Genomic DNA, 13422 nt, shown 5'->3' on the forward strand with positions numbered 1-13422 from the left:
GCCCCTGTTCTCGTAGCGCTGCTGACCGTTACCTCGTAGGAAAATTAAGCAGAGCTTCAGCCAGCACCCACCAGGACTCCTCCCATGCCGCGCTGTGCGCCACCGAGAAGGCGTGCGCCCACGGCCTGTTGGTGCTCACGCCGCACTACAGCAAGCCCCCGCGGGACGCCGTAGAGGCGCACTTCCGCCCGGTCGCCGACGGCTGCGGGCTGCCGGTGCTGCTCTACGACATCCCGGGCCGCATCGGCACCTGGATCGAGCCGCCGACGCTTCTGCGCCTCGCGGACCACCCGGATCGTCGGGGTGACGGACTGCGCGTACGACATCCTCGGCAGCCGGCACGTCATCTCGCGGACGGGCCTCGCCTACTACGCGGGCTGCGACGAGTTCGCCCTGGCGCTGTACGCGGTGGGCGGCGCCGGATACATCAGCGCGGTCGCCAGCGCGCTACCCGCCCGGCTGCGCGCGGTGCTCGACGCGTTCGACGCGGGTGACCCGGCGGCCGCCCTGCCGCTGATCGAGCTGATGATGGCGTCGGGCCCGCCCGGCACGGTCACGGCGAAGGCGCTGCTCGGCCGCTCGCCGCCTACCGGTCCGCGAAGACCGGGGTCCAGCGCCCGGGGGAGTGTTCCTTCGGCGAGCGGTAGCCGCTGAGCGGGACGGTCTTCCGGCTCCCGACGGTGACGAGCACGAGCCGCTGTCGGTACTCGCTCGTGCCGGATGCGATGTCCCAGGCGATGAGCCGCTTCGAGTCGGCCCAGGCGAGGAGCTGCTGGCCCGGCACCTTGGCGACGCGCTTGCCGGTGGCGGGGTCGATGATCTCGGACGCGGTGGTCCTGGCACCGCCCGCGAAGTCGCCCCCGGCGAGCCTGCCGTCCGGCGAGAGCCCGGCCTCGTTGAACCAGCGCAGGTGCTTCTCCTTCTCGGGAGTGTTCCGCTTGCGGCCCTCGAAGTCGTAGTACTGCTGGTGCGGCGCCGAGGTGAGGCCCGAGTGGACCAGGGTGCCGTCCTGGCTGAAGGCGAAGTCCTCCCGGGTGTTGATGTCGGAGAGCCCGAAGGCGTCCTCCTTCGTCCTGACCTCGCTCCAGCCGGAGTCGCCCGACGCCACGTCGATGACGTGGAAGCCGGTCCTGCTCGGCGCGGCGGGACCGGGCTCCTCACGCTTGCCGTCGTTCATCGGCCGGTCCTTGTCACGCAGGTCCGGGCTCTTCGCGTAGGTCGTGGCGACGAGCTTCCTGCCGTCCGGCGAGAACGCGACGCCTCCGACCTTGTGGTCCACCGGAATCCAGCGCTCGACCTTGCCGGTGAGCAGGTTCAGCAGGCCGATCCGCCGGGCGGGCAGCCCGTGTTCGAGGACGGCGGCGGTGCGCATGCCGGGGGCGATGTCCAGCCACGCCCACCGGGCGTCCTTGCGGTAGGTGCCCGTCTTCTGGTCGAGCAGGTGGTAGGTGCGGGTGATGATCTCGTCGCCGTCCGGCTGCTCGACGCGCTCGCTCGTGCTGAACGCGGCGAGCGCCGTGCCGCCCACGGCGATCAGGTCGCGCGGCGGCGTCTGGCCGGGGTGCGCCACGATGTCGCCGCTCTTCAGCTCGCTGGCCGGACGCGTCTCCTGCCGCTCGGAGTCCTGGCCGAGCACCGGCACCGCCACCGCCACGACGACGGCCGTCACGGCGGCGAGGGAGGTGCCCGCGATCGTACGGTTCCTGCGGCGCCGCCGGGCGGCGAGCACCCGGTCGGCGAAGTCCCCCGGTAGGGGCGCGCCTTGGTCGGCCTGCTCCCGCAGCGACTCGCGCACCAGCTCTTCCACGTTCACGGTCATACCTCCATGGGCGAGAAGTCGGGGGACGCCTGCCGGGCCCCGCTGCCCGGCAGCTCCGGCCGGTCCGGGCGGTCCGGGCGGTCCAGTCGCGCCAGTTCGGGAGCGAGGCTCCGGAGCCGGGCGAGCGAGCGGTGCGTCGTGCTGCGCACGGTGCCGACGGAGCAGCCGAGGAGCTGGGCGACCTCCGCCTCGGGCAGGTCCTCGAAGTAGCGCAGGACCAGCACGGTCCGCTGGCGCGTGGTGAGCTTGGCGAGCGCCCCGCGCAGCACGATCCGCAGCTCGGCGGCGGACGTGCCGTCCCCGGCGGCGGCGCTCTCCGGCGGCTCGGCGACGGCCAGTTCGCGCCGCGGCCACTTCAGCCGCCACCGGCTCACCTGCTGGCGGTACAGGACGCGCCGTACGTACGCCTCCGGCTCGTCGATCCGCCGCCACCGCCCCGCCGCCTTGACGAGCGCGTTCTGCAGCAGGTCCTCCGCCGCGTGCCGGTCGCCGCCGCTGAGCAGTACGGCGGTCTTCAGCAGCGCCGATGATCTGGTCGCCACGAATTCCCGGAAACTCTCCTGCTCCTGGGCATCCATCGTCACCTTCGCTCCCTGGGGGGCCTGTTGCCCTCCCGCATGAGTGAGGACGGGTCCGGGCGCCCCCCGCTATGCCTGCTTTCCGAGAAACCGGAGAAAGAAAAAACGGCCACCCCGGAGGGTGGCCGCTTTGGGTGGAGCGAGTGGTTCAGCTCACGGTGGGCAAACCCGCCGCCTCGGGCTGCGCGTTGCACGGGCTCGGGCGCAGGCTCCCGCTCCCGCTCCCGGGAATGTCGCGTTGCTCAGTTGTGGCTGTGCAGGACCTCGTTCAGGCCGCCCCAGACCGCGTTGTTCGGGCGGGCCTCGACGGCGCCCGTGACCGAGTTGCGGCGGAAGAGGATGTTCGAGGCGCCGGAGAGTTCGCGGGCCTTGACGATCTGTCCGTCGGGCATGGTCACACGGGTGCCGGCGGTGACGTACAGGCCCGCCTCGACGACGCACTCGTCGCCCAGCGCGATGCCGACGCCCGCCTCGGCGCCGATCAGGCAGCGCTCACCGATGACGATGCGGACGTTGCCGCCGCCCGACAGGGTGCCCATCGTGGAGGCGCCGCCGCCGATGTCCGAGCCGTCGCCGACGACGACACCGGCGGAGACGCGGCCCTCGACCATGGAAGTGCCGAGCGTGCCCGCGTTGAAGTTCACGAAGCCCTCGTGCATGACCGTGGTGCCCTCGGCGAGGTGCGCGCCGAGCCGGACGCGGTCGGCGTCGGCGATGCGGACGCCCTTCGGCGCGACGTAGTCCGTCATGCGCGGGAACTTGTCGACGGACGTCACGGCGAGGTGCAGGCCCTCGGCGCGGGCGTTGAGCCGCACCTTCTCGACGTCGTCCACGGCGACCGGGCCGAGCGAGGTCCACGCGACGTTGGCGAGGAAGCCGAACTGGCCGTCCAGGTTCACGCCGTGCGGCTTGACCAGGCGGTGCGAGAGCAGGTGCAGGCGCAGGTAGACGTCGTGGGCGTCCAGCGGCTTGTCGTCGAGGGAGGCGATGACCGTACGTACGGCCACGGTCTCCACGCCACGGCGGGCGTCGGGGCCGATCGCCTTGGCGGCGCCCTCACCGAGCAGTTCCACGGCGCGCTCGGCGGTCAGCCGCTCGCTGCCTGCGGGGCCCGGCTCCACGACCAGCTCGGGCGCGGGGAACCAGGTGTCGAGAACGGTGCCGTCGGCGGCGACGGTGGCGAGGCCTGCGGCGATGGCGCCGGTGGTGCGGGATGCGTTCGTGTCGGTCATGGGTGAAACCTAACCGGAGCGGTGTCGCGCGGGCGAACCGGTCTCACGGTCCGGAGGCACGGCCCGGCCCGGCACGGCCCGGTCCGGCAGCAGCCGGCCGAGCATCTCGCGCGCGTACGCCTCGTCGTACGTGCCGCCGGTGAGCAGCACCTGGAGGCAGACGCCGTCCATCAGGGCGACGAGGGCGCGCGCGGTGACCGGATCGGTGCGCGGCGCGAGGACGCCGGCGAGGCCCTGGCACCACTCGGCGGCCACGGGCCGCAGCGCGGGCCTGCGCAGGGCGGCGAGGTACAGCTCGTACTCCAGCTCGACCCCCGTGCGCTCCCCGCCGAGCCACTCGCCGAGCAGCCGCGCCAGCTCCTCGGCGAGGTCGGCGCCGGGGTCCTCGAACGCGCCGCCGGCGGCCACGGCCTTGGCGAAGCCCTCGTTCGCCTGCCGCAACGCGGCGACCAGCAGTTCGTCGAGCGTCTTGAAGTGGTACGTCGTCGAACCGAGCGGCACGTCGGCCTCGGCGGCGGCCGAGCGGTGGCTGAGCCCGGCGATCCCCTTCGCGCCGACCACCCGGATCGCGGCGTCGATGATCCGCTGGCGGCGCTCGGGGTCGTAGCGACGGGGCATCAGTGGGCCCCGCCCAGATTGAGCACGACGACGCCCACGATCACGAGCGCGATGCCCGCGAGCTTGAGCGGACTGGTCGACTCCCCGAGGAACATCATGCCGATGGCGGCGACGGCCGCGGTGCCGATGCCCGCCCAGATCGCGTAGGCGGTGCCCACGGAGAGCGTCTTGAGTGTCTGCGCGAGGAGGGTGAAGGCGAGGAGATACCCCGCGACAGTGATCAGCGACGGCCACAGCCTGCTGAACCCCTCGCTGTACTTCATGGCCGTGGTTCCGGTGACTTCCGCCGCGATGGCCGCGGCCAGCAGTGCGTATCCCATAGGTACGAGTGTACATATCGATGCGTACGAGCGTCCGCAACGGCGCCGCCCGCGCGGCTTCCCCGGCCCCCGCACGGGCTAAGGTGACGCGATCACTGTGGGGGGACCACAGGGGCGCACGAGACGATGGAGCACAGAAGCGATGCCGGACACATCGGGGTGGGGACCCCTGCCGCCCCACCCCTACGACTGGCGGCAGAACCCGTGGGGCCCCCCGCCGCCCCCGCCGCCGAAGCCCGGCGTCATACCCCTCGCCCCGCTCGGCGTCGACCAGGTGCTCGGCGGCACCTTCGCCACGATGCGCCGCTACGCCAAGCCGCTGTTCGGCACGGCAGCCGCCGCGTACGGAGTGCTCGCCGCCGTGATGACGGGCGCGCTCCTGCTCGCGTACGCCGCCACCCGCGACGACTTCCGGGCCATGTACGAACCGGGCGCCACCTTCTCGTGGGAGCACGGACGACCGCTGCTGCTGGCCTTCGGCGCCGTCTGGGCGACGGGACTGCTGGGCAGCCTCGCCGTCAACTCCTTCATCCAGGCCGCCTGCGCGACGACCCTTCAGGAGGCGGTCCTGGGCCGCCGCACGACGTTCCGGGCGGTGTGGCGCAGGGCCTGGCCGCGTACGCCGTCCGTGGCGGCGGTGACGCTGGTGCTCGCCCTCATCCTGCTGCTGCCGGTCGCGGTGTTCGCCCTGCTCTTCGTCGCCTTCTTCGTGACGGTCCTGACCGATTCGACCGCCCCCTTCGGCCTGGTCTTCCTCCTCTTCCTGCTCGTGCTCCCGCTGTCGGCCTGGCTGTACGTCCTGTTCGCCTTCGCCCCGGCCGCGGCGGCCCTGGAGATGGCGGGCCCGCTGACGGCGCTGCGCCGCTCGGTACGTCTGGTGCGCGGCGCCTGGTGGCGCACGTTCGGCATCTCGCTGCTCGCCGGGGTGATCGTGGTGATCGTGTCCCTGGTGTTCCAGCTACCCCTGCAGTTCGCCGCGCCCGAGCCCCGCCCGATCGACCCGGACAGCTCGGCCTCCACCGTCTTCCTGCACCAACTGCGGTCCCAGTCCGGCCTGTACGCCCTGGCCGGACTGCTCGGCACACTCCTCACCCAGCTGACCGCCGTGGTCTTCCTCCCCCTGGTGACCGCCCTGCTCTACATGGACCGCCGCATCCGCAAGGAGGGCCTGGCCCAGGCCCTGCACACGGCGGCGTGAACACGACGAAGCCCCCCGGAGGATCCTCCGGGGGGCTTCGAGGCAGATCGGCTCAGACGTTGAACCCGAGCGCCCGCAGCTGCTCGCGCCCATCGTCCGTGATCTTGTCCGGGCCCCACGGCGGCATCCAGACCCAGTTGATCCGCAGCTCGTTGACGATGCCGTCCGTGGCGGACTTCGCCTGGTCCTCGATGACGTCGGTCAGCGGGCAGGCCGCGGACGTCAGCGTCATGTCGATCGTGGCGATGTTGGCGTCGTCGACGTGGATGCCGTAGATCAGGCCGAGGTTGACGACGTCGATGCCCAGCTCGGGGTCGACGACGTCGTACAGCGCCTCGCGGACCTCTTCCTCGGAAGCCGGCTTCGTGGTCAGGGTCTCGTTCTCGCTCATGCGGTCTTCCTCTCGGCGACAGCGGCGCCGTCGTCCTCTCCCAGCGCCTGGGCGGTCGCGTCCTTCCACGCCATCCAGCTCAGCAGAGCACACTTGACGCGCGCGGGGTACTTGGAGACCCCGGCGAACGCGACCGCGTCCTCCAGGACCTCCTCCATGGCGTCGTCGGGCTCCAGCCTGCCCTTGGACTGCATCAGCTCCAGGAAGACTTCCTGGATCTTCCGCCCCTCCGCGAGGTCCTTGCCGACCAGCAGGTCGTTCAGGACGGACGCGCTGGCCTGGCTGATGGAGCAGCCCTGGCCCTCGTACGACACGTCGGCGATCGTCGACCCGTCGTACTTCACGCGCAGGGTGATCTCGTCACCGCACGTCGGGTTGACATGGTGCACCTCGGCGTCGCCCTCGCGCAGACCACGCCCGTGCGGGTGCTTGTAGTGGTCCAGGATGACTTCCTGGTACATCGAATCCAGCTTCACGTTCCCAGCCAGCCCCTCAGCCGAAGAAGTTCCGTACGTGCTCCAGGCCGTCGACCAGAGCGTCGATCTCGCCGGGCGTGGAGTACAGATAGAACGACGCTCGCGTGGTCGCGGGAATTCCGTAGCGCAGGCAGACGGGGCGAGCGCAGTGGTGACCCACGCGGACCGCGATGCCTTCCTCGTCCAGGACCTGGCCCACGTCGTGCGGGTGGATGTCGCCGAGCGTGAAGGAGATCGCGGCGCCGCGGTCCTCGGCCGTCGTCGGACCGATGATCCTCAGGTCCGGGACTTCCAGGAGCCGCTTGACCGCGTACTCGGTGATCGCGTGCTCATGCGCGGCGATCTTGTCCATGCCGATCGAGGAGAGGTAGTCCACGGCCGCGCCGAGGCCCACGGCCTGGGAGACCGGGGGCGTGCCCGCCTCGAACTTGTGCGGCGCGGGAGCGTACGTCGACGAGTGCATCGACACCGTCTCGATCATCTCGCCGCCACCGAGGAACGGGGGCAGGTCCTCCAGGAGCTCCTGGCGTCCCCACAGCACGCCGATGCCCGTCGGGCCGCACATCTTGTGGCCGGTGAAGGCCACGAAGTCGGCCTGGAGCGCCTGCACGTCCAGCGGCATGTGCGGCGCGGCCTGCGAGGCGTCGATGAGGACGAGCGCGCCGACCTCCTGGGCGCGGCGCACGATCGCCTCGACCGGGTTGAGCGTGCCCAGGATGTTCGACACGAGCACGAAGGAGACGATCTTCGTCTTCTCCGTGATGACCTCGTCGATGTTGGACAGGTCGAGACGGCCGTCGTCGGTGAGGCCGAACCACTTCAGCTTCGCGCCCGTGCGCTGCGAGAGCAGCTGCCACGGCACGATGTTGGAGTGGTGCTCCATCTCCGTGATGACGATCTCGGTCTCGTGGTCCACGCGGTAGGGCTCGTCGGCCCAGCCGAGCATGTTCGCCACGAGGTTCAGCGACTCCGAGGCGTTCTTGGTGAAGATCACCTCGTTGCGGCTGGGCGCGTTGATGAACGCCGCGACCTTGTCACGGGCGCCTTCGTACAGCGCCGTGGCCTCCTCGGCGAGGACGTGCACGCCGCGGTGAACGTTGGCGTTGTGCTGCTCGTAGTACTCGTTCAGTACGTCGAGGACCTGGCGCGGCGTCTGGGACGTCGCCGCGTTGTCCAGGTACACGAGCTTCTTGCCGTCGTGGATCGTGCGATCCAGGATCGGGAAGTCCTTGCGGATCGCCTCGGTGTCGAGGAGGCCGGAAAGCCCCTGGTGGGCCACTGTCACGCGGATGCGCCACCCTTCGTGTAAGCCTCGTAGCCCTCGGCCTCGAGCTTGTCGGCCAGCTCCGCGCCGCCCGACTCGGCGATGCGGCCGTTCGCGAAGACGTGCACGAAGTCCGGCTTGATGTAGCGCAGGATGCGCGTGTAGTGCGTGATCAGGAGCGTGCCGACCTCGCCGGTCTCACGGACGCGGTTCACGCCGTCCGAGACCTGGCGCAGCGCGTCGACGTCCAGACCGGAGTCCGTCTCGTCGAGGATCGCGATCTTCGGCTTGAGGAGCTCCATCTGGAGGATCTCGTGGCGCTTCTTCTCACCGCCGGAGAAGCCCTCGTTCACGTTGCGCTCGGCGAAGGCCGGGTCCATCTGGAGCTGCTCCATCGCGGCCTTGACCTCCTTCACCCAGGTGCGCAGCTTGGGGGCCTCGCCGCGGATCGCCGTCGCCGACGTACGCAGGAAGTTGGAGACCGAGACGCCGGGGACCTCGACCGGGTACTGCATGGCGAGGAACATGCCGGCGCGGGCGCGCTCGTCGACGGACATCTCCAGGACGTCCTCGCCGTCGAGGGTCACGCTGCCCTGGGTGATCGTGTACTTGGGGTGACCGGCGACCGAGTAGGCGAGCGTCGACTTGCCGGAGCCGTTCGGGCCCATGATGGCGTGGGTCTCGCCCTGCTTCACGGTCAGGTCGACGCCCTTGAGGATCTCCTTGGTGGAGTTGTCGGCCTCGACGGTGACGTGCAGGTCCTTGATTTCAAGCGTTGCCATGGGTGCCTCAGGACTCCTGGGAGAGGGAGACGAGCACGTCGTCCCCTTCGATCTTTACGGGGTATACGGGGACGGGGCGCGTCGCGGGAAGGCCGGACGGCTTGCCGGTACGGAGGTCGAACGCGGAGCCGTGCAGCCAGCACTCGATCTGGCAGTCCTCCACCTCGCCCTCGGAGAGGGAGACGTTCGCGTGCGAGCAGATGTCGTTGATCGCGAACACCTCGCCCTCGGTGTGGACGACCGAGACCGGCGTGCCGTCGAGTTCCACCCGCTTGGGGGTGTCCTCCTCCAGCTCGCTCAGGCCGCAGGCCCGAACGAAGCGAGCACGGTCGGAACTCATGCGGCCGTCGCCTCCAGCTCCTCTTCGATCTTCGCGAGGAGGCGCTCCTCGACGTCCGGCAGACCGATCTGCTGGACCAGCTCGGCGAAGAAGCCGCGGACGACCAGGCGGCGCGCCTCGTCCTCCGGGATGCCGCGCGACTGGAGGTAGAAGAGCTGCTCGTCGTCGAAGCGGCCGGTCGCCGAGGCGTGGCCCGCGCCGACGATCTCGCCGGTCTCGATCTCCAGGTTCGGGACCGAGTCCACGCGGGCGCCGTCGGTCAGCACGAGGTTGCGGTTCATCTCGTACGTGTCCGTGCCCTCGGCGGCGGCCTCGATGAGGACGTCGCCGATCCACACCGCGTGGGCGTTGTCGCCCTGGAGCGCGCCCTTGTAGACGGCGTTCGACTTGCAGTGCGGGGTGTTGTGGTCGACCAGGAGGCGGTGCTCCTGGTGCTGGCCCGCGTCCGTGATGTAGAGGCCGAACAGCTCGGCCTCGCCGCCGGGGCCCGCGTAGTGGACGCGCGGGTGCAGGCGGACCAGGTCGCCGCCGAAGGTGACGACCACGGACTTGAAGGAGGCGTCGCGGCCGATCAGCGCGTTGTGCTGGGCGACGTGCACCGCCTTGTCGTCCCAGTCCTGGACGGAGACGACGGTGAGCTTGGCGCCGTCGCCGACGATGTAGTCGACGTTGGCGGCGAGCACGGCGTCACCGGTGTGGTCGATGACGACGAGGGCCTCGGCGAACGCGCCCAGCTCGATCACCTGGTGCGCGAAGGCGGTACCGCCCTCGCCGTGCACGCCGATGCGGATCGGCTCGGTGAGCACCGTCTCCTTGGGGACGGTCACGACCGAGGCCTTCTCGAAGGACGAGTAGGCCTGCGCGGCGACGCGGTCGACGGGCTTGCCCGCCTTGCCGACGCGCGCGTCGTCCCGGCCGACGGTCTCCTGGGTGACGCCCTCGGGGGCGCTCACCTCGACACGGATGCCGCCACTCGCCACCGCGGTGCCGTCGTGCAGCCCTCGCAGGCGCTCCAGCGGCGTGAACCGCCACTCCTCCTCGCGGCCATGGGGGACCGGGAAGTCCGCCACGTCGTAGGACGGGGGCGCGCTCATGCGGGTGGCGACGGTGGACTCGGCGGCCACCGCGATCGATCCGGCGGTGGTGGACCCCACCGGGATGTTCTGAGCCTCAGCCATGGCTGTCGTCGTGCTCTCTCTCTGCGTAAGAAGTCAGTCGCTGCGGGGAGACGCGGCCGGTCCTAACCGACCGAGCCCTCCATCTGCAGCTCGATCAGCCGGTTCAGCTCCAGGGCGTACTCCATCGGCAGCTCCTTGGCGATCGGCTCGACGAAGCCGCGGACGATCATCGCCATGGCCTCGAACTCCGTCATGCCGCGGCTCATCAGGTAGAAGAGCTGGTCGTCGGAGACCTTGGAGACCGTCGCCTCGTGCCCCATCGACACGTCGTCCTCGCGGACGTCGACGTAGGGGTAGGTGTCCGAGCGGGAGATCGTGTCGACGAGCAGCGCGTCACAGAGCACGTTCGACTTCGAGCCGTGAGCGCCCTCACCGATCTCGACGAGGCCGCGGTACGACGTACGACCGCCGCCGCGCGCCACCGACTTGGAGACGATGTTCGAGGATGTGTTCGGCGCCATGTGGACCATCTTGGAGCCGGCGTCCTGGTGCTGGCCCTCGCCCGCGAAGGCGATGGACAGGGTCTCGCCCTTGGCGTGCTCGCCCATGAGGTAGACGGCGGGGTACTTCATCGTGACCTTGGAGCCGATGTTGCCGTCGATCCACTCCATGGTCGCGCCCTCGTACGCCACGGCGCGCTTGGTGACCAGGTTGTAGACGTTGTTCGACCAGTTCTGGATCGTCGTGTAGCGGCAGCGGCCGCCCTTCTTCACGATGATCTCGACGACGGCGGAGTGCAGCGAGTCCGACTTGTAGATCGGCGCGGTGCAGCCCTCGACGTAGTGCACGTAGGCACCCTCGTCGACGATGATCAGGGTCCGCTCGAACTGGCCCATGTTCTCCGTGTTGATACGGAAGTAGGCCTGGAGCGGGATCTCGACCTGTACGCCCTTGGGGACGTAGATGAACGAGCCACCGGACCACACGGCGGTGTTCAGCGACGCGAACTTGTTGTCGCCGACGGGGATGACGGTCCCGAAGTACTCCTTGAAGAGCTCCGGGTGCTCCTTCAGCGCCGTGTCGGTGTCGAGGAAGATGACGCCCTGCTCCTCCAGGTCCTCGCGGATCTGGTGGTAGACGACCTCGGACTCGTACTGGGCCGCGACACCGGCGACGAGGCGCTGCTTCTCCGCCTCGGGGATGCCGAGCTTGTCGTACGTGTTCTTGATGTCCTCGGGCAGGTCCTCCCAGGACGCCGCCTGCTTCTCCGTGGAACGCACGAAGTACTTGATGTTGGCGAAGTCGATGCCGGAGAGGTCGGAGCCCCAGTTCGGCATGGGCTTCTTGTCGAAGAGCCGCAGGCCCTTGAGGCGGAGCTTCGTCATCCACTCCGGCTCGGACTTCTTGGCCGAGATGTCCCGGACGACGTCCTCGTTGATGCCGCGCTTGGCAGAGGCACCGGCGGCGTCGGAGTCGGCCCAGCCGTATTCGTAAGTGCCCAGACCATCGAGTTCGGGGTGGGCAGTCTCCGTGGGGAGCGTCATGCGGGGTTCCTCCCGGCCGTGCGTGCTGATGCTGGTGTGGTGGTCTGTGTGGTGGTACTGCCGCCGCTGCCACTGCGCGGGATGAACGTCGTACAGACGCCGTCCCCGTGGGCGATGGTGGCGAGGCGCTGCACATGTGTGCCGAGCAGCGCGGAGAAGAACTCCGTCTCCGCCTCGCACAGCTGCGGGAACTGCTCGGCGACATGGGCGACCGGGCAGTGGTGCTGGCAGAGCTGCTCGCCGACCGGCGCGCTGCGCGCCGTGGCAGCGTACCCGTCGGCGGTCAGTGCCTTGGCCAGAGCCTCGGTGCGCTGCTCGGGCGGCGCGGCGTCAATCGCCTTCTTGTATGTCTCGGCCTGGGCGGTGATCCTCGCCCGGGCGAACTCGACGACCGCCGCTTCGCCGTGGTGCTCGGTGATCCACCGGAGCGCGTCCGTGGCCAGCTTGTCGTACGACTGGTCGAAGGCGTCGCGCCCGCAGTCGGTGAGGGCGAAGACCTTCGCGGGGCGGCCCCGGGTCCTGGCGCCGTAGACGCGCTGTTCACGCGCCTCCACGACGTTCTCATGGGCGAGGGCGTCGAGATGCCTGCGGACGGCCGCCTGGGTGAGGCCGAGGCGCTTCGCGAGATCGGCGACGGTGGAGGGGCCGTGGTCCAGGATGGAGCGCGCGACCCGGTTGCGCGTCGAGCGCTCTCCGGTCGCGAGTTCCTCCTGCGGAGCCTCGCCAACGTTTTTCACAACGCCATTGTTGCGTAATTCCTCAGAGCCTGACAACCCGCGCCTTGATCACCGCGTGGTGCGCTGCATCACTTAGGCAAACCTAAGCTGACCTGCGAAAACGATCACTGATCGATCAAACCGGTGGCGCAGCCGACGCCTGTGGAGCAGACTCCTCAACCATGCCGACACCCCCTCCGACCGGCCCTTTATGCACGCGCGAGACGCTCGCGGACGGGCTCCGCGCCCTCGGTGTGCGACCCGGCGAGACCCTCCTCGCACACTCCTCGCTCAGCGCGCTCGGCTGGGTCAGCGGCAGCCAGGTCGCGGTCGTCCAAGCCCTCCTGGACGCGCTCGGCCCCGACGGCACGCTGGTGGTCCCCACCCAGTCCGGGGACAACTCCGACCCGGCCCAGTGGCGGAACCCCCCGGTCCCCGAGAGCTGGTGGCCGAAGCTGCGCGCCTCCCTCCCCGCGTACGACCCGCTGACCACGCCCACCTTCGGCGTCGGCGTCATCCCGGAGGCCGTGCGCACCTGGCCCGGCGCCCTGCGCAGCGCGCACCCGCAGACGTCGTTCGCGGCGCTGGGCCCTGCCGCCGCCCAGCTGATGGCCGGCCACGCCCGCGACTGCCGGCTCGGCGAGCGCAGCCCGCTGGCCCGCCTGGAGAAGGCGGGCGCCCGGGTCCTGCTCCTCGGCGTGGGCTTCGAGACCTGCACCGCCTTCCACCTGGCCGAGTACCGCGTCCCCGGCCCCGAGGTGGAGAACGCCTTCGCGGTGATGACGTCCCGCGGCCGCCGCTGGACGACGGTGCGTGAGCCCTCCATCAGCGACGACGGCTTCGGCGACCTCGGCGCGGCCTTCGAGAAGGAGATGTCGCAGAAGGACACCCCGGTCGTACGAGGCCTCGTGGGCGCCGCCGAGTCGCGCCTGTTCCCCTTGGCGGACGCCGTCGCGTACGCGGAACACTGGCTCGCGCACAACCGGCCGCGCCCCGCCGACCCGGCGCCTCCGGTCCGTCCCTAGA

At 70.2% G+C, this 13422-nt stretch carries 15 protein-coding genes and 1 pseudogene; 3 read left to right on the top strand and 13 right to left on the bottom strand.

Annotated features, from left to right (window positions below; genetic code table 11):
• Positions 1-98: 98 nt before the first annotated feature.
• Positions 99-603: pseudogene (locus ACWDVB_RS22355) on the top strand (dihydrodipicolinate synthase family protein); the annotation flags it as partial.
• Here ACWDVB_RS22355 and ACWDVB_RS22360 read toward each other — a convergent pair.
• From ACWDVB_RS22360 to ACWDVB_RS22380, 5 genes are all read right to left on the bottom strand, one after another.
• Positions 587-1819, bottom strand: a complete 1233-nt coding sequence (locus ACWDVB_RS22360) for a WD40 repeat domain-containing protein (RefSeq protein WP_451516902.1) — start codon at positions 1817-1819, stop codon at positions 587-589. The pseudogene ACWDVB_RS22355 and the gene ACWDVB_RS22360 overlap by 17 nt on opposite strands.
• On the bottom strand, positions 1816-2397 hold the full coding sequence (locus ACWDVB_RS22365) for a SigE family RNA polymerase sigma factor (protein ID WP_451516921.1): 582 nt from the start codon (positions 2395-2397) through the stop codon (positions 1816-1818). Before ACWDVB_RS22365 ends, ACWDVB_RS22360 begins: the two co-directional genes overlap by 4 nt.
• Before the next feature lie 242 nt (positions 2398-2639).
• Positions 2640-3629 carry a 2,3,4,5-tetrahydropyridine-2,6-dicarboxylate N-succinyltransferase gene (gene dapD / locus ACWDVB_RS22370; RefSeq protein WP_451516901.1) on the bottom strand — a complete coding sequence of 330 codons (990 nt, stop codon included), beginning with the start codon at positions 3627-3629 and terminating at the stop codon, positions 2640-2642.
• A 9-nt stretch (positions 3630-3638) separates the two neighbouring features.
• Complete coding sequence (locus ACWDVB_RS22375; protein WP_451516900.1) at positions 3639-4247, bottom strand: TetR/AcrR family transcriptional regulator; 609 nt, start codon at positions 4245-4247, stop codon at positions 3639-3641.
• Positions 4247-4567, bottom strand: a complete 321-nt coding sequence (locus ACWDVB_RS22380) for a DMT family transporter (protein WP_451516899.1) — start codon at positions 4565-4567, stop codon at positions 4247-4249. Before ACWDVB_RS22380 ends, ACWDVB_RS22375 begins: the two co-directional genes overlap by 1 nt.
• A gap of 142 nt (positions 4568-4709) precedes the next feature.
• Between ACWDVB_RS22380 and ACWDVB_RS22385 the strand changes: the two genes are divergently transcribed.
• Complete coding sequence (locus ACWDVB_RS22385) at positions 4710-5765, top strand: DUF7847 domain-containing protein (protein ID WP_451516898.1); 1056 nt, start codon at positions 4710-4712, stop codon at positions 5763-5765.
• Positions 5766-5817: 52 nt separating this feature from the next.
• Here the strand turns inward: ACWDVB_RS22385 and ACWDVB_RS22390 are convergent, their stop codons facing one another.
• From ACWDVB_RS22390 to ACWDVB_RS22425, 8 genes are all read right to left on the bottom strand, one after another.
• A complete protein-coding gene (locus ACWDVB_RS22390; protein WP_030687191.1) occupies positions 5818-6156 on the bottom strand; it encodes a metal-sulfur cluster assembly factor in 339 nt (112 codons plus the stop codon).
• Positions 6153-6632, bottom strand: a complete 480-nt coding sequence (gene sufU, locus ACWDVB_RS22395) for a Fe-S cluster assembly sulfur transfer protein SufU (RefSeq protein ID WP_451516897.1) — start codon at positions 6630-6632, stop codon at positions 6153-6155. Before sufU ends, ACWDVB_RS22390 begins: the two co-directional genes overlap by 4 nt.
• Before the next feature lie 16 nt (positions 6633-6648).
• Positions 6649-7917, bottom strand: a complete 1269-nt coding sequence (locus ACWDVB_RS22400) for a cysteine desulfurase (RefSeq protein WP_451516896.1) — start codon at positions 7915-7917, stop codon at positions 6649-6651.
• Positions 7914-8678, bottom strand: a complete 765-nt coding sequence (gene sufC / locus ACWDVB_RS22405; protein ID WP_451516895.1) for a Fe-S cluster assembly ATPase SufC — start codon at positions 8676-8678, stop codon at positions 7914-7916. The genes ACWDVB_RS22400 and sufC overlap by 4 nt, the downstream gene beginning before the upstream one ends.
• Positions 8679-8685: 7 nt before the next feature.
• Positions 8686-9018 carry a bifunctional 3-phenylpropionate/cinnamic acid dioxygenase ferredoxin subunit gene (locus tag ACWDVB_RS22410; protein WP_451516894.1) on the bottom strand — a complete coding sequence of 111 codons (333 nt, stop codon included), beginning with the start codon at positions 9016-9018 and terminating at the stop codon, positions 8686-8688.
• Entirely contained in the window at positions 9015-10196 is a 1182-nt protein-coding gene (gene sufD, locus ACWDVB_RS22415; RefSeq protein WP_451516893.1) for a Fe-S cluster assembly protein SufD, read from the bottom strand. The genes ACWDVB_RS22410 and sufD overlap by 4 nt, the downstream gene beginning before the upstream one ends.
• A gap of 62 nt (positions 10197-10258) precedes the next feature.
• Positions 10259-11680 carry a Fe-S cluster assembly protein SufB gene (gene sufB, locus ACWDVB_RS22420; RefSeq protein ID WP_451516892.1) on the bottom strand — a complete coding sequence of 474 codons (1422 nt, stop codon included), beginning with the start codon at positions 11678-11680 and terminating at the stop codon, positions 10259-10261.
• Entirely contained in the window at positions 11677-12417 is a 741-nt protein-coding gene (locus tag ACWDVB_RS22425; RefSeq protein ID WP_451516891.1) for a helix-turn-helix transcriptional regulator, read from the bottom strand. Before ACWDVB_RS22425 ends, sufB begins: the two co-directional genes overlap by 4 nt.
• Before the next feature lie 161 nt (positions 12418-12578).
• On the opposite strand from ACWDVB_RS22425, the gene ACWDVB_RS22430 reads away from it, so the two are divergent.
• Positions 12579-13421, top strand: a complete 843-nt coding sequence (locus tag ACWDVB_RS22430; RefSeq protein ID WP_451516890.1) for an aminoglycoside N(3)-acetyltransferase — start codon at positions 12579-12581, stop codon at positions 13419-13421.
• Position 13422: the final 1 nt, after the last annotated feature.

Source organism: Streptomyces sp. NPDC003379, from assembly GCF_053589195.1.